A 20,578-nucleotide genomic window follows, 5' to 3' on the forward strand; every position below is an offset into this window, starting at 1 on the left:
TCTTCCGCCTGATGTCTTCCGCCTGATCTCCGCCTGATCCCGCCGCCCCGATGGGAATCCACCGCCGTGCCCGGTACACCCGACAGCCCCGCGCGCGGTGTCCGCCGCGTCGAGCTGAGCACCCCCCACCCCGAACCCATCGCCGAGTTCTACGCCCGCCTGCTGGGCTGGGCCGTCATCGCCGAACCCGACGGCTCCTTCACCGGCTGGGTCGGCGACCGCCTCGCCACCCACGTCCGCCCCGGAACCCCCGGCTGGCGCGTCGTCTTCGCCGGCACCGGACCGCGCGAACTCGACGGCGCCGCCGTCGACCGGGGACGCGTCCTGCACGGCCCCTGGGCACCCCGACCCCGCCCCGGCGAACCCTGCTGGCTCGAACTCATGGGCGACCCCGCCGCCGACGACTACTGGGCCGGCGAACTGGGCTGGCAGGTCCGCGACCCCGGCGCCGACTTCACCCTCTACGACGCCGCCCTCGCCGACGACCGCCGCCCCGTCGCCGGCCGCCTCACCGCCGACGGCGGCTGGACCTGCTACTTCGCCGTCCCCGACGCCACCAGGACCGCCACCGAGGCCACCGCACTCGGCGGCACCGTCCTCATCGGCCCCCGGGAAGTCCCCACCGGCGTCGTCGCCGCCGTCGCCGACCCCGCCGGCACCGTGTTCGCCCTGCTGGAAAACCCTCCCGGCTGGGGCGGCACCTGGTGCGCCGGCACCCGCAAACCCGACTGACCGACCCTGACATCCATACCCCGGGCAGGTGGTGGCGGGGGAGTGGCCGGCCGGAGGAGGGGGGTCAGTCGGCGAGTTCGGGTGGGAAGCCGCCGGTCGCGATCGGACCCCAGCGGTCGATCGTCACGCGGATCAGGGACTTGCCCTGGCGGCGCATCGCCTCCCGGTACTCGTCCCAGTCCGGGTGCTCGCCGGCGATGCAGCGGTAGTACTCCACCAGCGGCTCCAGGGCCTCCGGCAGGTCCAGCACCTCCGCGCGGCCGTCGACCTGCACGTACGGGCCGTCCCAGTCGTCGGACAGCACGCACACCGTCACCCGCTCGTCACGGCGGGCGTTGCGGGACTTCGCCCGCCCCGGATACGTGGACACCACGATCCGGCCCTCGTCGTCCACACCGCACGACACCGGCGACACCTGCGGACGCCCGTCCGCACGGGTCGTGATCAACAGTGCCCGGTGGCGGGGGCGGAGGAAAGCGACCAACTCGTCGCGGGACGCGGTATCGGCGGTGGCGATTCTCGGCATGCGGCAAGCCTAGGAGAAGATCACCGCCATGGCCCGCTTCACGACCTACGACGGCACCACCCTCGCCTACCACGAGACCGGCGACGGACCACCGCTGGTGTGCGTGCCCGGAGGCCCCGGACGCGCCGGCGCCTACCTCGGCGACCTGGGCGGACTGGACCGGCACCGCACCCTGCTGCTGCTCGACAACCGCGGCACCGGCGATTCCGACACCCCCGCCGACCCGGCCACCTACCGGCGCGACCGGCTCGCCGCCGACGTCGACGCCCTGCGCGCACACCTGGGCCTGGAACGGATCGACCTGCTCGGCCACTCCGCCGGCGCGGGCATCGCCATGGCCTACGCCGAACACCACCCCGACCGGCTCGCGTCGCTGATCCTGCTCACCCCCTCGCTGCGCGCGATCGGCACCACCCCCACCGAACAGGACTGGGCCCGCCACCTGCGCGCCCACGCCGGGCAACCGTGGATCACCGAGGCCGCCGCCGCGTTCACCGCGTGGAGCGCCGGCAACGACACCCCCGCCAACCGGCTCGCCGCCGCACCCCTGTTCTACGGCCGCTGGGACGACCGGGCCCGCGCGCACGCCGCCGCCGAAACCACCGAGGCGTCCCCCGCGGCCCAGACCGGGTACGCCGCCGACGGCGCGTTCAGCCCCGGCCACACCCGCCGCGCGCTCGCCGACCTCGACATCCCCGTCCTGGTGTACGCCGCCGACGCCGACCCGGTGTCCCCGCCGCACCTGGTACGCGAACTGGCCGACCTGATCCCCGGCGCCCGCTACGTCGAACAGCCCGGCGGCGGCCACTTCCCGTGGCTGGAGGACCCCGACTTCCTCGTCGACCGGCTCCGCGACTTCCCACCCCGCTGACCCGGCGGACCGGCACCCGACGACGCTGACCCGACGACGCCGGGTGCCGGTCCGCCGGCTCTGCTCCACGTGCGGCGCCGAGGTCACCGATCACGGCCCGTTCCACAGGCTGCCCGAGGACCGCGGGACCGGCCGCGCCGACAGCGCGGCGCCCGCCACCACGCCGAGATCGCCGCCCAGCACGCCGTGCACCCCCGCGTCCGGCCAGAGCCGGGCGGCGCGGCCGTCAGGCTGTCCGGCCGACAGCGCGGAACGCTCAGGCGTCGAGCAGCGCCGCCACCCCGTCCAACCCCGACGCCGCCCCCCGCGCCGACAGCACGTCGAACCGGCCACCCAGGACCTCCCGCGCCGCCCGCTCCACCTCCAGCACGTCCGGGTCCACCACCGCGCTCTCGCCCCGCAACCCCCGCGCCGCGCCCGCCAGCAACGCCGCCCGCTCGCAGTCACCCACCGCCACCGCCAACGCGGCGTGGGCGTCGACCACCCGCGCCGCCAGCATCTGGTTGCCCCACTCCCGCGCCACCACCCACGCCGGCCCCCACGCCCGCACGGCAGCCCCGTGATCACCGCACGCCAGCTCCACCCGCCCCGCGGCGACGTGGATCAGCCCCCGCACCTCCTCCGGCCCGAACCACCCCTCCGGGCACACCCGCAACGCCTCCGCGCACCACCGCCGCGCCGCCGGCAGGTCCCCGCGTCGCCGCGCGACCTCCGCCGCCCCCAGCCACGCCTGCGCCAACGTCTCCACCGCACCCTGCGACCGCGCCAACTCCGCCGCCGCCTCCACGTCGGCCGCCGCGCCGTCCAGGTCCCCCGAGTGGCACGCCCACTCCGACCGCCGGCACAACAGGCTCGCCGTGTGCTCGGTGGCCCCGAACTGCCGCGACAACGCCAACGCCTCGTCCAGGAACCCCACGGCCCGCGCCAGATCCCCGCGCGCCCGTGCCAACTCGGCCAGCTGCGACAACGCCAACGACATGCCCCACCGCTCGCCCACGGCCCGGAACCCGGCCAACGCCGCCGTGTGCTCCTCGTACGCCACCCGCAGCCGCCCCGAGTACTGGTGCTGCATCCCCGACCCCAACCGGCCCAACGCCTGGCTCCACGGGTCCGGCGCCAGCAGCCGCGCCCGCAGCGCGTCCGACGCGGGCGCGTCGAGCTTCGGCGCCCCGTGCGCCATGCCCCACAACACCGTCAGGAACGGCCGTGTCGGGGGACCGGTCATCCCCTCCGGCGACGGCTGCCTCGGCGACGGCGCCCACGGCAGCACCTGCCCCGTCGACGACGCGTTCACCACGCACACCAGGTACTCCTCGCCCAACCCCTCCGGCGGGACCGGACCCACCGCCCGCACGACCTCCGCCGACAGCGACGCGCCCTCCGTGCGCAACCCCCGCAACCACAGCGGCCACACCAGATCCGCCGTCAACCGCAACGCCAGCGCGTGGTCGTGCCCGACCGCCCACCGCACCGCCGCGGTGAAGTTGTCGTGCTCCGCGGCCAACCGCCCCAACCACTCCACCTGCTCCGACCGGAACAAGTGCGGCGTCGCCTCCACCGCCAACCCCAGGAAGTACTCCGCGTGCGCGCGCAGCACCGCCTGCTCCTCGCCGGACTCCACCAGCCGCCGCGCGCCGAACTCGCGGACCGTCTCCGACATCCGGTACCGGTCCCCGGACACCTCCACCAGCGACTTGTCCGCCAACGACGGCAACACCTCGTCCGTGCCCGCCACCCCGCACACCGCCGCCGCGCCCGCCAACGTCACCCCACCCCGGAACACCGTCAGCCGCCGCGCCAACACCCGCTCGTCGTCGTCCAGCAGCCCCCAACTCCACTCCACCACCGCGTGCAGCGTCCGATGCCGCGGCGCCGCCGCCCGACTGCCCCGCGACAACAACCGGAACCGGTCACCCAACCGCGCCGCGACCTCCGCCACCGGCAACGACCGCACCCGCGCCGCCGCCAACTCGATCGCCAACGGCAACCCGTCCAGCGCCCGGCAGATCTGCACCACCGGCCCCGCGGTCACCGGGTCCAACCGGAACGACGGGTTCACCGCCACCGCCCGGTCCGCGAACAACCGCACCGCCGGCGAATCCACCCCGCCCGAACCCAACGGCGGCACCGGCCGCACCGTCTCCCCGGTCACCCCCAACGCCTCCCGCGACGTCGCCAACACCCGCAACCCCGCACACGCCGCCAACAGCCCGCCCGCCAACGCCGCCGCGTCCGCCACCACGTGCTCGCAGTTGTCCAACACCACCAGCACCGGCCGGTCCCGCAACGCCGCCGCCAACCGCGCCACCGGAGCCGTCACCGGCCCCACCCCGTCCTCCCGCAACCCCAACGCCGCCACCACCGCCCGCGGCACGTCACCGCCCACCGCCAACGGCGCCAGGTCCACGAAGAACACCTCGCCCGGGTCCCGGCCCGCCGCCTCCACCGCCAACCGCGTCTTGCCCGCACCACCCGGGCCGGTCAACGTCACCAGCCGCGACTCCAGCAACGCCCTCCCGACCAGCCGCAGCTCTTCCGCCCGACCCACGAAACTGGTCAGCTGCGCCGGCAGCACGTGCCGCGCCCGCGGCCGCTCACCCCGCACCACCTCACCGTGCGCGGCCGCCAACACGGGGGAGGGGTCCACCCCCAACCCGTCGGCCAACACCCGGCGCGCCCGCCCGAACAGCTCCAGCGCCTCCGCCTGCCGCCCCTCCCGGTGCAGCACCCGCATCAACCGCGCCACCAACCGCTCCCGCGTCGGGTGCACCGCCACCAACTCCCGCAACAACCCCACCGACGCCACGTCGTGGTCCTCCACCGCGCGCAGCCGCAGCTCCTCCCACCGCGCCGCCCGCACCGCCGCGAACGGCGCGTCACCCACGTCCCGCAACGCCGGACCACGCCACAACGCCAACGCCTCACCCGGCAACCCTCGCGCCAACAGCTCCTCGAACCGCAGCGCGTCCACCTCACCCGGGTCCACCACCAGCCGGTACCCGGCGGGGGAGCGCTCCACCTCCACGTCCAACAACGACCGCAGCCGCGACACCTGCGACTGGATCGCGTTGCCCACCCCCGCGGGCGGCTGCGACCCGTAGAGGGCGTCGATCAGCCGGTCGACCCCGACCACCCGGCCCGCGTCCACCACCAGCACCGCCAACAACGCCCGCAACCGGGGCCCGCCGACCCGGACCTCGGTCCCGTCCGCGCGCCGCACCAGCATCGGACCCAACACCCCGAACCGCACCCGCGAATCCTCCCGCACCCGTCCGCCACCCCGGACCGGATTCGCCCCGGAACCGATCCGCCGCGGAGCAGGGACCGGGGCGGAGCGGGGACCGGGGTGGCGGACGGCGGAGGTCAGGCGCGGGTCATGATGTCGGCCACCACGTCGGCCTTCGCGTCCGCGTACTGCTGCAGGTAGGTCCAGTCACGGGCCGCCAACTCCCGCTTCGTCCGCTCGTACAGCACCCGGTCCGCCTCCGAGACCCGCAGCCGGTCCCGGAACGCCACCATCCGCGGCGGCTCCGAATCACCCGCGGAATGCACGTGCAGGTTCACGTTGGTGTCCGGGCCCTTGAACATGCGGTGCTCGTGCCACTCCGGCTCCCGGATCTGCAACACGTACCCCACCGCCTCCAACGCCGGCAGGTACGACGACTCGTCCGCCGAATCCGCCACCGTCAGCACGATGTCCACGATCGGCTTGGCCGCCAGCCCCGGCACCGACGTCGACCCCACGTGCTCCAACCCCACCACCACGTCACCCAACGCCGCCCGGATCCGCGCCGCCTCCCGCTCGAACAGCCCCGGCCACGCCGGGTCGTAGTCCACCAACACCACCCGGCCGCGCAACTCGGGCATCCCGCCCACGAACGCCGCCCGGACCTCGTCCTCCCGGCTCTCGTCCTCCCACGACCCCACAGCCGACCCCTCCCGTAGACCAGCGGGCCAGGATAGGGCTCCCACCGACCGGATCGCACCGGGATTCAGGCGCGGGTCATGATGTCGTCCACCACCGCGTTCTTCGCGTCGGCGTACTCCTGGATGTAGGTCCAGGTCCGCGCCGCCAACTCCCGCTTGGTCCGCTCGTACAACGCCCGATCGGCGTCGTCGGCCCGCAACCGGTCCCGGAACGCCACCATCCGCGCGACATCCGGACTCGCCGGCCCGTGCACGTGCAGGTTGATGTTCGTGTCCGGGCCCTTGAGCGCCCGGTGCCCGTACCACTGCGGCTCCCGGATCACCAACCGGTACCCGGCCGCCTCCAACGGCGCCACGTACACCGACTCGTCCGCCGGATCGGCCACCACGAGCAGCATGTCCACGATCGGTTTCGCCGCCAGCCCCGGCACCGACGTCGACCCCACGTGCTCCAACCCCAGCACCACCTCACCCAGCAGCGACCGGATCCGTGCCGCCTCCCGCTCGAACAGCCCCGGCCACGCCGGGTCGTACTCGGCCAGGTGCACCGTCGAGTTCAGCACGGGCGCCTCGTCCACCCAGAACGCCTTGATCTCCTCGCGCGTACTCGCCTGACGCCGCATGATCATCCCCTCGATAGGCAGTCGGCCAGACTACGACACCTACCGGGGCAGCGGCGACGGCTTTCCCACCGCGAACAGGTCACCCTCCGCCTCCACCCGCTCCCGCACCTCGTCGGCCAGGAACACCAGGTCCTCCGGCCCCCGACACGCCTCCACCTCGTCCCACGTCACCGGCGTCGACACCGACGGACGCGCCCGAGCCCGCAACGAATACGGCGCCACCGTCGTCTTCGCCGGGTTGTTCTGCGACCAGTCGATCAGCACCTTCCCCGTGCGCTGCGCCTTCGTCATCCGCCACACCACCTCGTCCGGCGACTCACCCGCCAGGCGCCGCGCGACCCCCTTCGCGTACTCCGACGTCCGCTCCGCCGCCGACACCCGCACCGGCGCGTACACCTGCATCCCCTTCGACCCGCTCGTCTTCACCAACGGCGTCAACCCGTCGGACTCCAACACCTCCCGCACCCGGCACGCCACCCGACAACACTCCACCACCGTCGCCGGAGGCCCCGGGTCGAAGTCGAACACCACCAGGTCGGGGGAGCGGCGAGCACCCCGCGCACCCACCGTCCACTGCGGCACGTGCAACTCCAACGCCGCCAGGTTCGCCAACCACACCAGCGTCGCCAGGTCCTCCACCACCACGAAATCCGCGAACTCCGCACCCCGCGACGACCCCGGCGTCCCCACCCGCACCGTGCGCACCCACTCCGGCGCGTGCGACGGCACGTTCTTCTCGAAGAACGACGTCCCGTCCACCCCGTTCGGATACCGCCGCAACGTCGCCGGCCGATCCTTCAGGTGCGGCAACAACACCGGCGCGATCCGCGTGTAGTAGTCGATCACCTCGGCCTTGGTGAACCCCACCTCCGGGTACAGCACCTTGTCCAGGTTCGTCAGCTTCAACCGACGCCCCTCCACCTTCACCAGCGCGTCACCCGTCAAGCCGCCGCACCTCCCCGGGCACCTTGTCCGGCCGCAACCCCCGCCACGTCGGGAACCGCATCCGCCCGTCGGTCGTCCACTGCCGGTGCGCCACCTCGCCCACCAACTCCGGACGCACCCACCGCGCACCCCGCGCCCGCTCCCGCGGCACCTCCGACACGAACGGCGACCGCGTCACCTCCAACGACCCCAACCGCGCCGTCAACCGCTCCAACTCCGCCTGGTCGAACCCCGTCCCCACCGACCCCGCGAACACCAGCGCACCGTCCGGGCCGCCCGGATCGGGGATGCCCAGCAGCAACGCACCCACCAGACCCGCGCGCTTGCCCACCCCCGGCCGCCACCCGCCGATCACCACCTCCTGGGTCACCACCCCCGTCACCTTCACCCAGTGCGGCGACCGCTGACCCGGCACGTACCGCGAATCCAGCCGCTTGGCCACCACCCCCTCCAGGCCCTGCTCACGGCTCGCCGCCAACACCGCCGCCCCCTGACCGGGGAACGCCTTCGGCGTCAACCAGTGCGCCCCCCGCAACCCCAGCCCCTCCAACAGCTCACGCCGCCGCGAATACGGCAGATCCAGCGTGGGGGAGCCGTCCAGGTGCAACACGTCGAACACCAGGAACGTCACCGGCGTCCGCGCCACCAACCGCCGCGCCTGCGCCGCCGACGCGTGCATCCGCTGCTGCAACGCCCCGAAACTCGGCCGCCCACCCGCCAACGCCACGATCTCGCCGTCCAACAACACCTGAGTCGCACCCAACTGCGCACCCAGACCCTGCAACTCCGGATACGTCCCCGTCACGTCGTTGCCCAACCGGCTCGTCAACCGCACCCGGCCACCCTCGACCCGCGCGACCGCCCGCACCCCGTCCCACTTGAACTCGAACGCGAACCGCGACTCCGGCCGCGGCAACTCCCGCGCCGCCGTCGCCAACATCGGCGGCAACGACTCCGGCAACGGCACCCAGTCCGGACGCACCGCCTCGTGCCGCCGCCGCACCATCCAGTCCTTCGCCGAGCCACTCCCACCGGCCGGATCACGGCGGAAGAACACGAACTCGCCCTGCACCCGCGAACCGTGCAACACCACGTCCACCTCGCGGTCGGACCACTTCACCGTCTCGTACCGGCCCCGGTCCCAGATCACCATCTCACCCGCGCCGTACTCACCCTTCGGGATCACCCCCGAGAACGACGCGTACTCCAACGGGTGATCCTCGGTGCGCACCGCCAACCGGATCGTCCCCGGCTCCGGCGGCAACCCCTTCGGCACCGCCCACGACACCAACACCCCGCCCCGCTCCAACCGCACATCCCAATGCAGCCGCGACGCGTGGTGCTCCTGGATCACGAACGTGTCGTCACCACCCCGCGGCAGCACGTCATCGGCGGGCACGGGCTCCGGCGTCCGCCCCGCCACCCGCTTGCGCCGGTACTCCGAAAGATCCCCGCCCATCCGCGCCGCCGCGCCTAGGCGGGCTTCGCCTTCTTCTTCGCCGGAGCCTTCCGCGACGACGACCCACCGGACGACGACCCACGAGACGACGACCCGTCCGAGGAAGCGGTCTTCTTCGCCGCGGGCTTCCGCGCCGGAGCATTCCGCGCCGCCGGCTTCCCACCCCGCGCCGACTTCGCCTGCTCCACACTCCGCTCCAACGCCGTCATCAGGTCGATCACCTCACCGGCCTCCTCCTCGGGCCGCTCCGGCAACTCCGCACCCGCCGCCTTCGCCTCGATCACCTTCTGCATCGCCTCGGTGTAGTCATCGGTGAAATCACCCGGATCGAACGACCCCGCCATGCTCTCCACCAACGACGACGCCATCTTCAACTCCTGCGGCCGGACATCCACCTCCGACTCCAGGAACTCGAAATCGGCCTTGCGCACCTCATCCGGCCACAACATCGTGTGCATCACCAACAAGTCGTCCCGCGCCCGCAACATCGCCAACGTCTCCCGCTGACGAATCGTGATCTTCACCACCGCGAGCTGCCCACTGCGCTCCAAAGCGGTACGGAGAAGCACATACGGACGCGTCGCCGCCTTGTCCGGCTCCAGATAATAAACCTTCTGGAAATAAATCGGATCGACTTCCTCCACCGGCACGAACTCCAACACGTCGATCGCGTGATCGGTGTTGATCGGCAACTTGTCGAAATCCTCGTCGTCCATCACCACGACCCGACCGTCGTCGAGCTCGTAGCCCTTCGCGATATCGGCGTAGGCGACCTCCTCGCCACACACCTGACACACCCGTCGGTACCGGATGCGCCCACCGTCCTCCCGGTGCACCTGGTTGAACCGGAAGTCGTGCTCCTCCGTGGCCGTGTACAACCGGACACCGATCGTCACCAACCCGAAGGAGATCGCCCCACGCCACACGGACCTCATGCCATGTGACTACCCGTGAACGGCACGATCCGCACCAGTACGTCACCTGAACGGTCTAACAATCAGGCCACGCCACCCACACCGGGGCAGCGCCCACTACTCCTCCCGCCGGATCCGCCCCGACCGCACCCGCTCCAGACTCCGCCGCAACGCATCCAACAAATGCGCCTCGCCACCGGTCTCGCCCGGCGCCCGGCTCACCGGAATCCCGTCACCCGCCGCCCGCGCCTCGATCAACGCCCCCAACGCCTCCCGATACCCGTCCGAGAACACCGACGGATCGAACGGCGCCGTCATCGAATCCACCAACGACTCCGCCAGCCGAACCTCCGCCGCACCCACGCCCACGTCCACCGAATCGAAATCCGGCTCCCGCACCTCGTCCGGCCACAACAACGTGTGCAACACCAACACACCACCCCGAGGCCGCAACACCCCCAACACCTCACGGCGCCGCAATCCCATCCGCACCACCGCCACCCGCGAAGACCGCGTCAACACATCACGCAACACCGCGTACGACGGCACCGCCACCCGCTCCGGCTCCACGAAATACGACCGGCCGAACAGAATCGGATCCACCTCGTCCGCCGCCGCGAACTGCACCACCTCCATCGTCGGCTCCACCGGACCGGCCAACCCCTCGAAATCCTCCGCCTCCAACAACACCAACCGGCCGTCCGGCAACTCGTACCCCTTGCACACCCCCTCCGGATCCACCTCGGCGTCGCACACCGAACACACCCGCCGATGCCGCAACCGGCCACCATCGGCCCGATGCACCTCGTGGAACCGGAAACCGTGATCCCGCGTCGCCCCCACCAACCGCACCGGGAACACCACCAACCCGAACGACACCGAACCCCGCCACACAGCCCTCATAACACCTGCGTACACCTGTGCGAACATCCACTCACGCAAGTCACCCAAAAGGATTAACGCGGAGTGATCGTTACTCCCGATGGGGCAACCGCGCCAACGACACATACGTCCGATTGCCCGCCACCGCCGCACGCCGCTCCCGCGCCGTCGCCTCGATGTAGTTCTGCGACGTCGCCAACGACGCATGCCCCAACAACGCCATGATCTCCGACGCAGACGCACCGTCCTCCGCCAACCGCGTCGCGAACGTGTGCCGCAACGCGTGCAGATTCGCCCCCGACGGCACCCGGTCGTGCAACCCCGCCCACCGGAAACACGACCGCACCAGATACTCCAACCCACCCCGCCCGATCGGCTCCCCATGCCGATCCCGCACCAACGCCGACCCCCGGTCGAACCGCGCCTGCGGAAAACGCCGCCGACACGACACCAGGTACTGCTCGATGATCCGGTCCATCGCCGGCTCGATCGGCACCGACCGGTCCCGATTCCCCTTGCCCGCCACGTGCAACCGACGCTCACCCGGCCGGCCCACCACCGACGCCAACGTCAACGTCCGCATCTCCGCCGACCGCAACCCCGCCACCAACCCCAACGCCAACACCAGCACATCCCGCTCCGGCCACGGATCACGCCCCTTCCGCGCCCCTTCCGCGGCCGCCGTCAACAACCGCTCCGGCGTGTCCTCACCCCGCAACGGCTTCGGCACCAGGGGAGGGGTCTTCGGCCTGGCCACCGCACCCATCGGATTACCCGGCACCAGATCCTCCGCCACGCAGAACGTCAGGAACTGGTTCCACGTCGACCACGCCCGCAACACCGACGACTTCGCGTGCGAATCCGCGAACACCCCGAACGCCTCCCGCAGGTTGCGACCCGTCAGATCCGAGATCTCCAACCGATCCGGGGGAGTACCCGTCACCTCCGACAACAACGCGGTGACACCCGCCAGATCACGCCGGTAGGCCGCGGTGGTGTGCGGCGAATCCTTCCGCGGCCGACGGGCGAGGAAGAACGACTCCTGAGCGGCAAGCACACGCATGTGGATCTTCCTACCGCACACCACCGACAAAACCCGACGACAACGCCGATCCCGCACACGACCCCGGCGCCGCACTCCGGCGCACCGTCGCCCGCTACCTCACACCACCACCGCAGGACTCGGAGGGGAAATAATGGGGACAACCACCGACCACGACGCCGTCACGGTCAGGATGTCGGCGATATGGCTGTGGCTGCTACGAGCCGGCGGCACCGCGCTCGGCTGCGGCGCCGCCTTCGCAACCGCACCACTGGCGAACTGGCTGCTGGAGCTCACCGGCTCGGCCCCCGCCCCACTCCGGATCGCCGCGCAGCTGCCCACCGCGTGGGCAGTGCCCGTACTCACCCTCCTCGGCGCCGCGACAGGAACATGGCTGGCCTCGACAGCCCTCAGGCAAAGCCCGGTGGTGACCGTGCACCGCGACCACATCGCCGTGCACGAGGACGGCTCCGCGCTGCACCTGCGCCGCGACCGGACGGGCGCGGTGTTCACCGACGGCCGGGACCTCGTCGTCCTGGATCACGACACGGACGAACTCGCCCGCGTCCGGGCGACCGACCTGCCGACCGGGGGACTGCGCGAGGCGTTCGTGCGGTTCGGCTACCCGTGGCGGGGGACTGCCGATCCGCACGAGGCGCAGTTCACCCGCTGGGTCGACGGCACACCCGACCTCGACGAGGCTGCACACACCCTGCTCCGGGTACGCCACCGTGCCCTCGTCGACAAGAAGGCCGGCGCGGCGGCGGACGCGCTGGACGGGCTCCGCGCGAGGGGGATCGCCGTTCGGGACCGGGGAGGGGGCAGCAGTATCGCCGGCGTGCACGAGAATCGTCGTGACAGGGGAGGACTGCGGTCCCGGCATCGACCGGTCGATGTACATGACCTGCGACGCCGGTCCCCCGGATATCAAGATCTTTGATGGATAATGGCAATTATCCATCAAAAAGAGGTCCGGAAGGGGTTCGGGCCCCGACCGGGGGATGCCCCTCTCGGACACCCCGCAGCCGGCCGGATTCGCCCCTGGAACACGCACTTGCGTGAGCTCGTCACCGTCACGTGCTCCAGGGCACGGCCGGGGCATGACGCGAACCCGCCGAAGGTCCGAGGCGTCCGGCCACCCCGGTTGATCAACATGGATCGGAAGCCCGGTGTGCGCGTCGGCTCGACGCCCGCCGACACGACCCTGATCCGTCACTGTGACGTTTCTACGGTGGTGTTCCGGGGTGAGCGACCTTCGACCGTCAGTGGCCCGTCCCGCTCGCCGAAGCCCGTCGGTGCCCGTCGCGCCGTGTCGTCCGCACGGGCGGTTGCCGCGGGTGCGCGTTCGCGACGGCGCGTCGGGCACCGGTCGACGGTGTGCGGAACAACGTGTCCGGCCTGTGTGGACGGTCCGCGCCTCGGCCCCTGTTCACCGGCCTGTCCGTAACGCCGATAATCTACATTATGTTAAGTAACGCGTTCAGGACCGCTTCCCCAGCACGTCGAAGTAGTGCACGTTCGTCATGATGCCCAGGACGTTGCCGAACGGGTCGACGACACTGGCGGTGACGAAGCCTTCGCCCCGGACCTTCGGCTCGTCGTGTGGCTTGGCGCCGAGTTCGGTGAGGCGCTCCAGGGTGGCCTGGAGGTCGTCGACGGCCCAGTACGCGATCGCTCCGGCAGGCCCGGTGTGGACGTCGTGCGGTGCGTAGTCGCTCTTGACGATGCCGAACTCGTGTTCGTAGTCGCCGATGCGGAATTCGATGTAGCCGCCGGGGACCGTGAAGTAGGGCTCGATGCCGAACAGTTCGGTGTACCAGGCGGCTGCGGCGTCGAGGTCGTCGGCGAAGAAGCTGGTGGTGGTGAGTCCGCGGAGCATGGTGGTTCCTCTTCCGGTTGTCGTTGTCTCGCTGGTACCAGCCTGGCGGTCAAAGTGCTCACCGACTGAGCACTTTTGCGGCGAGACTGGGTCCATGCGTGCGGACCGGTTGGTGGCCACTCTGCTGTTGATGCAGGCGCGGGGGCGGGTGACGGCGGCGGAGTTGGCCGGGGAGTTGGAGGTCTCGGTGGCGACGGCGCGTCGGGATCTGGAGGCGTTGTCGGCGGCGGGTGTGCCGGTGTACCCGCAGCCGGGGCGTGGTGGTGGTTGGCGGTTGGTGGGGCGTGCGCGGACGGATCTGAGTGGGTTGACCTCCTCGGAGGCGCAGGCGTTGTTCCTGTTGGTGGGTCCGGCGGCGGCGGGGTCGGCGGAGGTGCGGGCGGCGTTGCGGAAGTTGGTGCGGGCGTTGCCGGAGACGTTCCGGGAGGGTGCGCAGGCTGCGGCGGACGCGGTGGTGGTGGATGTGGCGGGGTGGGGTCGGGTCGGGCGTGACCGGCCGGGGTTGGTGGAGGTGTTGCAGGAGGCGGTGGTGCGGCGGCGTCGGGTGGAGTTGGTGTACGAGGGGCGTGGGCGGTCGCGGTCGGAGCGGGTGGTGGAGCCGTGGGGGTTGGTGGACAAGGACGAGGTCTGGTACCTGGTGGCGGGTACGGAGGCGGGTGAGCGGACGTTCCGGTGGATCGGGTGGTGTCGGCGCGGGTGACGGGGGAGGTGTTCGTGCGGCCGGCGGATTTCGACCTGTCGTCGGCGTGGGAGCGGGTGGTGTCGGTGGTGGAGCGGCGGCGGTCGACGGTGTCGGCGGTGGTGTCGGTGGAGCCGCGGTACGTGTTCGTGTTGCGGGATCAGTTCGGGCGGCACTGTGAGGTGTTGGGTGAGGTGGAGGGGCGGGTGCGGCTGCGGTTGTCGGCCACCACCGCCCTGATGATCGCGCAGGTGTTGGCGGGGTGGGGTGCGTTGGTGGAGGTGGTGGAGTCGGACGGGGTGCGGGCGGAGTTGGCGCGGTTGGGTGCGGAGCTGGTGGCGCGGTACTCCCCCGTGTCGTGAGCTGTTGGTGTCACATGTGGTCGTGGATGCGGTCGCGCAGGGGCTTCTCCCCCAGTGCCCGCAGGGCGGCGTCGACGAGGTCGGTGAGGGGGTAGGGCAGTTCGGCGTCGAGGTCTCGGGTGGCGGCGGTGGTGGCCTGCCATTCGGCGTCGAGGGTGGGGAGGATGGCGCGGGCGTGGTCGGTGAGGTGGACGATCCGTTTGCGGGCGTCGTCGCCGGGTTCGAGTTCGACGAGGCCGTCGCGGCGCATCTGGTTGACGGTCTGGCTGATGGCGGAGTGGGTGACGCCGATGGTGGTGGCGAGGTCGCGGATGGACTGCGGTCCCCCGGTGTTGACGAGGCTGATGACCGGGGTGTAGCGGGAGCGGAAGCCCGGTAGGCCGAGGTCGGTGTAGACGCGGGAGACGTCGCCTTCGAGCAGGTCGAGCAGGTGGCGGAGGCGGGTGCCGAGAAAATGGTCGGCCGAGGTGTGGTCCACTCCCCTAACGTAACAGCACTGTTGCATTTGTGAGGAGTGGTGATGTACCCGGAGATCGAGCCGTACGAGCACGGGATGTTGGACGTCGGCGATGGCAATCTCGTGTACTGGGAGACGTGCGGCAACCCGGACGGGAAGCCGGTGGTGGTTCTGCACGGCGGTCCCGGCACGGGCTGCTCCCCCGGTATGCGTCGCCGGTTCGATCCGGAGGCCTACCGGATCGTGCTGTTCGACCAGCGTGGCAGTGGCCGCAGTCGGCCGCACGCGAGCGAGTACTCGACGGATCTGTCGGTGAACACGACCGCGCACCTGGTGGGTGACATCGAGCGGTTGCGGGAGCATCTGGGCATCGATCGGTGGATGGTGTTCGGCGGGTCGTGGGGTTCGACGCTGGGTCTGCACTACGCGGAGTTGTTCCCGCACCGGGTGACCGAGGTCGTGCTGGTCGCGATCACCACGAGCCGGCACGTCGAGTTGGACTGGCTGTACAACGGGCTGGGCATGTTGTTCCCCGAGCAGTGGTCGAGGTTCAGGTTGGGCGCGGGCGAGGGCGCGACCGATCTGGTCGCGGCCTACGACGTGCTGCTCAACGACCCGGATCCGGCGGTGCGGGAGAAGGCCGCGACGGACTGGACGGACTGGGAGTTCTCGATCATCTCGTTGGACCCGGACTACAGGCCGGGTCCGCGGATGATGGATCCGGCGTGGCGGACGGCGTTCGCCCGGATCACCGCGCACTACTTCCGGCACCGGGTGTGGTTGGAGGACGGTCGGGTGTTGCGTGACGTCGGGCGGCTGCACGGCATCCCGGCGGTCCTGGTGCACGGCCGGCTGGATCTGCAGGGTCCGTTGTGGACGGCGTGGGAGTTGGACCGGGCGTGGCCGGACGCCGAGCTCGTGGTGGTGCAGGGCGCGTCGCACGCGGGGTCCGATCCGGGGATGTCGGAGGCGGTGCTCGCGGCGACCGACAGGTTCGCCTATCGGCGGTAGGTGACGGGTGGGCTGCCCGTCGGAGTTCGACCGGGGCGGCCACTACCCCGGTGTGCAGACCCCCGACGTGTTCAGCGCGGACCTGGTCGAGTTCGTCGGGAAGGTCCGGCAGCCGGCGGGGGCGGAGGGGCGGGGTCGGGTCAGGGGGCGGGGCGCCAGACGGTCGTCGTCTTCAGTGCGACGCCTTCCAGGTCCGGGGGGACGGGGACCGGGAAGGCGTCGACCCGTGTCCAGCCGTGTGGCAGGAAGGACCGCTGCGGGTCGCCCACTAGTACCAGGGTGCCGCGGTGGTGTGCGGCGAGCAGGAACGATTCGAATCGTGCGGCCATGTCGCGGTCGTAGAACACGTCACCGGCGAGCAGGACGTCCACGTCGGGGGTGGTGTCGAGGAGGTCGCCGGTGGTGATGGTGACGGTGACGTCGTTGGCGCGGGCGTTGAGGGTGATCGCCGCGATCGCGGTCGGGTCGATGTCGTTGGCGGTGACGTGTCCGCCGGCGCGGGCGGCGGCGACGGCGACCAGGCCGGAGCCGGAGGCGATGTCCAGTACCCGGCGTCCCGCGACGAGTCCGGGGTGGTCGAGCACGTGTCGGGCCAGGGCCTGTCCGCCTGCCCACGGGAATGCCCAGAACGGGGGTTCGGGTGCGCCGGTGCGTTCCCAGAGGGTGATCATGTCGTCGGCGGTGTGCAGCAGGATGTCGGGGGTCAGCGGCACGGGGCGCGGGGTGGTCACCGAGCGGACGAACTGCTCCACTAGGCCGACAGTCTCTGCGGTTCCAGGGCGCGGGACAGCCCGTCCAGTGACAGTCCGACGGCCTCGCACAGTGCCGCTACGGTGAAGAAGGCGGGGGTGGGCACGCGGCCGCGTTCGATTTTGCGCAGGGTCTCCACCGAGATGCCGGCCGCGGCGGCGACGTCGACCATGCTGCGCTGCCCCCGTGCCCGGCGCAGCAGTTCGCCGAGGCGTTCCCCGCGGTCGCGGTCGGACTGGGTGAGAGGCTGTCGCACCATGCTGTGATAGTAATACCGGTATTACTATCACGGTTGGGAGCATGTGGTGATCGAGTTGAAGAGCCCCGGTGAGTTGGACGCGATGCGCGCCGCCGGCGTCGTCGTGGCCGACGCGCTGGCCGCGGTCCGCGACCGGGCGCGGGTCGGGGTCTCCCTGCTGGAGCTGGACGAGGTGGCCCACCAGGTCATCCGCGACGCGGGCGCCGGGTCGTCGTTCCTGAACTACCTGCCCTCGTTCGCGCCCACCCCGTTCCCCGGTGTCATCTGCGCCTCGGTCAACGACCTCATCGTGCACGGAATCCCGGACCGCTACCGGCTGCGCGAGGGCGACCTGGTCAGCATCGACTGCGGCGCCCACCTCGACGGCTGGCACGGCGATTCGGCGATCAGCTTCGTCGTCGGCGAGGCCGACCCCGCGGACCTGCTGCTCATCGACACCGCCCGGCGCGCGCTGGACGCCGGGATCGCCGCCGCCGTGCCCGGCGCGAAGCTCGGCGACGTGTCGCACGCCGTCGGCGTCATCGGCCGCGCGGCCGGCTACGGCATGCCCGCGGACTTCGGCGGCCACGGCATCGGCCGCGCCATGCACGAGGCGCCCGGCGTGCCCAACGAGGGCACACCCGGCCGCGGTCTCACGCTGGTGCCCGGCATGGCGATCGCCATCGAACCGATGTTCCACGCCGGCGGGAGCGACGAGTACTACGCCGCCGAGGACGGGTGGGCCCTGCACACCGTCGACGGCAGCCGCGCCGCGCACGTCGAGCACACCGTCGCGATCACCGAGGACGGGCCGCGCGTGCTCACAGCCCCCCGGCAACCCGCAGCACCGCGCCGGTCGTGAACGACGCGGCGTCGCTCAACAGCCACGCCACCGCCTCGGCGATCTCCTCCGGCTCGCCGGGCCGACCCAACGGGATGCTCGACGCCACCCGCCGCGGCCGGTCCGGCACCCCGGACAGCTCGTGGATCGCGGTGCGGACCGTGCCCGCCGCGACCGCGTTGACCCGGATCCCGCGCGGGCCCAGTTCCTTGGCCAGGCCGATCGTCATCGCGTCCACGGCCGCTTTGCTCGCCGCGTAGTGCACGTACTCGCCCGGTGAGCCGAGCGTGGCCGCCGCCGAGGACACCGACACGATCGCCCCGCCCGCAACCAGGTCCCGTGCCGCCCGCCGCGCGCACAGCAGCGCGCCCACCACGTTCACCTCGATCACCCGCCGCAGGTCCTCGGTCCGCAGCTGCGCCAGCGTCCCCACCGGGCTGGTGATGCCGGCGTTGACCACCACGCCGGTGACCTGGCCGAGCGCGGCGGCGGTGTCGAACAGCGCGTCCACGTCGGTCTCGTCGGACACCTCCGCCCGCACCGCGACCCCGTCGACCTCCCGTGCCAACGCCTCGGCCTCGGCCGACGCGGCGCGGTAGCCGATGACCACGCGGTGCCCGTCGGACGCGACGCGCCGCACGACCGCCGCGCCGATGCCCCGGCTGCCGCCGGTCACCACGATCAGGCCAGCCACGCGCTCATCTCCGCGTCCACCCGGTCCTGCTGCGTGACCAGCATGTGCGCCAACCCCGGCACGTCCACCAGCCGCGCGTCCGGCGCCGCCGCGCACAACGCCGCCTGCACCGGCCGGAACGCCGGGTACTCCTGCTCGCCGCGCACCACCAGCAGCGGAATCGTCAGCTTCTCCGCCCGTGCGAGCACGTCCAGCGGTTCCACCGCCGCGCGTGAGGCGTCGGTCCAGGTGTAGGAGTCGAGGGCGCCCGTCCCGATCGACGCCTCCACCACGGCCTCCACCGTCACCGCCGGGTTCACCACCGCCACCCGCCGCACCGGCACCACGCCCCGCGCCGTCGTCGTCAACGCGATGTGCCCGCCCGCCGAACCGCCCACCAGGTCCACCGGCCCGCCGTCACACCCGAACCGGTCCCGCGCCGCCTCGACCAGCGCGGGCATCGCGGCCACCGCCGACTCCACCATCGGCGCGTACCCGAGCACCACCGGATCGGGGCCCTCGCCCCACGCTGGCAGCGCCGCGTACACCCGCCACGCGTCCACGCCCGTCAACGGCAGCGCCTCGGCCATCGCCTCCGGCGTCCCCGGTTCGCCCAACAGGTGCCACACCACCACCAGGCGCCGACCGCCCGCCGCCGGCGGCACCGCCACGAACTGCACCCCCGCCGCCTCACCCGTGATCATCATGCCCCCGAACCTACGTCCCACCCCCGGGTTCCCGCGGTCACTTGGCGTCCACCCAACGCGAACACCCACCCGGACACCCACTCACAGCAGCCCTCAGGCGCACGAAAGTGTGAATACGGCCCCCGGTGTCACTCGAATGGTGCCGCCAGGGCACTCTGGAGCCGTGACCGAGCCGCGTTGCGCCGCGATCTCCGAGAACCTCGACGAACCCCAGGCGGGCACCGCCGCCACCGCCGCCGCGTGGATCTGCCTCGAACAACCCGGCCCCTGGGGACGCGACGCCCTCACCCAGAGCCGCCTGGACCCCGCGCTCGGCGCCGAACTCGCCCGCCGCGCCGCCGAGCGCGGCGTCCGCGTCCTGCTCATCCGCCGCCCCGGCCGCCACGCCGACACCCACCACGACACCCCGCGCCGCGTCTACCTCGCCGCCACCACCCCCGGCCGGCCGTGGCTGGAACAGACCGACCTCGCCGCACCCGAGGCGCTGCTCGACCTCGACTTCGCCGCCCTCGGCTCGGGCCGCTCCACCGGCTTCGGCACGCCCGTGACCCACCCGTTGCTGCTGGTGTGCACCAACAGCCGCCGTGACGTGTGCTGCGCCCTGCGCGGCCGGCCCCTCGCCGAGGACCTCGCCGCCACCCGGCCCGACGCCGTCTGGGAGTGCACCCACACCGGCGGCCACCGCTTCGCGCCCACCGGCGTGCTGCTGCCCACCGGCTACACCTACGGCCGCCTCGACACCGACTTCGCCGCCGGGCTGCTCGACCGGGCCGCCCGCGGACACGTCGTCACCGAACGCTGCCGCGGCCGCTCCACCCACACCCCGCACGGCCAGGCCGCCGAACTCGCCGTCCGCGACCACATCGGCGAACACCGCGACGTGCTCACCGTGCGCGGCGACACCGTCCACCACACCGACGGCCGCGCCTGGCGCGTCACCGTCGACGCCCGCGACCTGCCCGCCGCCCGGCCCGCGAGCTGCGGCGCGATCCCCGCCCAGGCCACCGAGCTCGTCGTCACCGCCGTGGAACAGCTCATCCCCGTCGGCTGACCCCGACCC

General features: G+C 72.0%; 21 protein-coding genes and 1 pseudogene. 7 read left to right on the top strand and 15 right to left on the bottom strand.

Features of this window, described 5'->3' with window-relative positions:
• Positions 1–66: 66 nt before the first annotated feature.
• Positions 67–732 carry a VOC family protein gene (locus ALI22I_RS23790; protein WP_077007761.1) on the top strand — a complete coding sequence of 222 codons (666 nt, stop codon included), beginning with the start codon at positions 67–69 and terminating at the stop codon, positions 730–732.
• 64 nt (positions 733–796) lie between these two features.
• Here ALI22I_RS23790 and ALI22I_RS23795 read toward each other — a convergent pair whose 3' ends face one another.
• The gene (locus ALI22I_RS23795; RefSeq protein WP_077007762.1) at positions 797–1,258 is read right to left on the bottom strand and encodes a PPOX class F420-dependent oxidoreductase; all 462 of its coding nucleotides are present in this window, start codon (positions 1,256–1,258) and stop codon (positions 797–799) included.
• Between the two features lie 28 nt (positions 1,259–1,286).
• Here ALI22I_RS23795 and ALI22I_RS23800 point away from each other — a divergent pair, with 28 nt between their 5' ends.
• Entirely contained in the window at positions 1,287–2,129 is an 843-nt protein-coding gene (locus tag ALI22I_RS23800; RefSeq protein WP_077007763.1) for an alpha/beta fold hydrolase, read from the top strand.
• A 256-nt stretch (positions 2,130–2,385) separates the two neighbouring features.
• Here ALI22I_RS23800 and ALI22I_RS54760 read toward each other — a convergent pair whose 3' ends face one another.
• The 8 genes from ALI22I_RS54760 to ALI22I_RS23840 form a co-directional block, all read right to left on the bottom strand.
• Positions 2,386–5,397, bottom strand: a complete 3,012-nt coding sequence (locus ALI22I_RS54760) for a BTAD domain-containing putative transcriptional regulator (RefSeq protein ID WP_274522995.1) — start codon at positions 5,395–5,397, stop codon at positions 2,386–2,388.
• A 95-nt stretch (positions 5,398–5,492) separates the two neighbouring features.
• A complete protein-coding gene (locus tag ALI22I_RS23810; protein ID WP_077007765.1) occupies positions 5,493–6,056 on the bottom strand; it encodes a GrpB family protein in 564 nt (187 codons plus the stop codon).
• Between the two features lie 65 nt (positions 6,057–6,121).
• A complete protein-coding gene (locus ALI22I_RS23815; RefSeq protein ID WP_077007960.1) occupies positions 6,122–6,679 on the bottom strand; it encodes a GrpB family protein in 558 nt (185 codons plus the stop codon).
• Positions 6,680–6,718: 39 nt separating this feature from the next.
• Positions 6,719–7,624: a non-homologous end-joining DNA ligase gene (gene ligD, locus ALI22I_RS23820; protein WP_077007766.1), complete on the bottom strand. Its 906-nt coding sequence runs from the start codon at positions 7,622–7,624 to the stop codon at positions 6,719–6,721.
• Positions 7,614–9,083, bottom strand: a complete 1,470-nt coding sequence (gene ligD / locus ALI22I_RS23825) for a non-homologous end-joining DNA ligase (RefSeq protein ID WP_077007767.1) — start codon at positions 9,081–9,083, stop codon at positions 7,614–7,616. The genes ligD (ALI22I_RS23820) and ligD (ALI22I_RS23825) overlap by 11 nt, the downstream gene beginning before the upstream one ends.
• Positions 9,084–9,097: 14 nt before the next feature.
• Entirely contained in the window at positions 9,098–10,018 is a 921-nt protein-coding gene (ku, locus tag ALI22I_RS23830; RefSeq protein ID WP_077007768.1) for a non-homologous end joining protein Ku, read from the bottom strand.
• A 96-nt stretch (positions 10,019–10,114) separates the two neighbouring features.
• Positions 10,115–10,900, bottom strand: a complete 786-nt coding sequence (gene ku, locus ALI22I_RS23835; protein ID WP_077007769.1) for a non-homologous end joining protein Ku — start codon at positions 10,898–10,900, stop codon at positions 10,115–10,117.
• Between the two features lie 70 nt (positions 10,901–10,970).
• A complete protein-coding gene (locus tag ALI22I_RS23840; RefSeq protein WP_077007770.1) occupies positions 10,971–11,942 on the bottom strand; it encodes a tyrosine-type recombinase/integrase in 972 nt (323 codons plus the stop codon).
• A gap of 133 nt (positions 11,943–12,075) precedes the next feature.
• Between ALI22I_RS23840 and ALI22I_RS23845 the strand changes: the two genes are divergently transcribed.
• Complete coding sequence (locus tag ALI22I_RS23845) at positions 12,076–12,861, top strand: YqeB family protein (protein WP_077007771.1); 786 nt, start codon at positions 12,076–12,078, stop codon at positions 12,859–12,861.
• Positions 12,862–13,401: 540 nt separating this feature from the next.
• Here the strand turns inward: ALI22I_RS23845 and ALI22I_RS23850 are convergent.
• The gene (locus tag ALI22I_RS23850) at positions 13,402–13,800 is read right to left on the bottom strand and encodes a VOC family protein (protein ID WP_077007772.1); all 399 of its coding nucleotides are present in this window, start codon (positions 13,798–13,800) and stop codon (positions 13,402–13,404) included.
• A gap of 94 nt (positions 13,801–13,894) precedes the next feature.
• Between ALI22I_RS23850 and ALI22I_RS23855 the strand changes: the two are divergent.
• Positions 13,895–14,841, top strand: a pseudogene (locus ALI22I_RS23855) (helix-turn-helix transcriptional regulator).
• A gap of 10 nt (positions 14,842–14,851) precedes the next feature.
• On the opposite strand, the gene ALI22I_RS23860 reads toward ALI22I_RS23855, so the two are convergent.
• Positions 14,852–15,319, bottom strand: coding sequence for a MarR family winged helix-turn-helix transcriptional regulator (locus ALI22I_RS23860; RefSeq protein WP_238598531.1), 468 nt, complete (start codon positions 15,317–15,319; stop codon positions 14,852–14,854).
• Positions 15,320–15,361: 42 nt separating this feature from the next.
• Between ALI22I_RS23860 and pip the strand changes: the two genes are divergently transcribed.
• Positions 15,362–16,309 carry a prolyl aminopeptidase gene (gene pip, locus ALI22I_RS23865; protein ID WP_077007774.1) on the top strand — a complete coding sequence of 316 codons (948 nt, stop codon included), beginning with the start codon at positions 15,362–15,364 and terminating at the stop codon, positions 16,307–16,309.
• Between the two features lie 140 nt (positions 16,310–16,449).
• Here the strand turns inward: pip and ALI22I_RS23870 are convergent, their stop codons facing one another.
• Complete coding sequence (locus tag ALI22I_RS23870; protein WP_077007775.1) at positions 16,450–17,061, bottom strand: class I SAM-dependent methyltransferase; 612 nt, start codon at positions 17,059–17,061, stop codon at positions 16,450–16,452.
• Entirely contained in the window at positions 17,061–17,318 is a 258-nt protein-coding gene (locus ALI22I_RS23875; RefSeq protein ID WP_077007776.1) for a helix-turn-helix domain-containing protein, read from the bottom strand. The genes ALI22I_RS23870 and ALI22I_RS23875 overlap by 1 nt, the downstream gene beginning before the upstream one ends.
• 46 nt (positions 17,319–17,364) lie before the next feature.
• Here ALI22I_RS23875 and map point away from each other — a divergent pair, with 46 nt between their 5' ends.
• Positions 17,365–18,159, top strand: coding sequence for a type I methionyl aminopeptidase (map, locus tag ALI22I_RS23880; RefSeq protein ID WP_077007961.1), 795 nt, complete (start codon positions 17,365–17,367; stop codon positions 18,157–18,159).
• On the opposite strand, the gene ALI22I_RS23885 is transcribed toward map, so the two are convergent.
• Together ALI22I_RS23885 and ALI22I_RS23890 are read right to left on the bottom strand one after the other, a co-directional pair.
• Entirely contained in the window at positions 18,119–18,832 is a 714-nt protein-coding gene (locus ALI22I_RS23885; RefSeq protein ID WP_077007777.1) for an SDR family oxidoreductase, read from the bottom strand. The genes map and ALI22I_RS23885 overlap by 41 nt on opposite strands.
• On the bottom strand, positions 18,820–19,518 hold the full coding sequence (locus tag ALI22I_RS23890; protein WP_077007778.1) for an alpha/beta hydrolase fold domain-containing protein: 699 nt from the start codon (positions 19,516–19,518) through the stop codon (positions 18,820–18,822). Before ALI22I_RS23890 ends, ALI22I_RS23885 begins: the two co-directional genes overlap by 13 nt.
• Positions 19,519–19,681: 163 nt before the next feature.
• Here ALI22I_RS23890 and ALI22I_RS23895 point away from each other — a divergent pair, with 163 nt between their 5' ends.
• On the top strand, positions 19,682–20,569 hold the full coding sequence (locus ALI22I_RS23895) for a sucrase ferredoxin (protein WP_238598532.1): 888 nt from the start codon (positions 19,682–19,684) through the stop codon (positions 20,567–20,569).
• The last annotated feature ends 9 nt before the right edge of the window (positions 20,570–20,578 follow it).

Source organism: Saccharothrix sp. ALI-22-I (assembly GCF_001984175.1).
Taxonomy (GTDB): Bacteria; Actinomycetota; Actinomycetes; order Mycobacteriales; family Pseudonocardiaceae; genus Actinosynnema.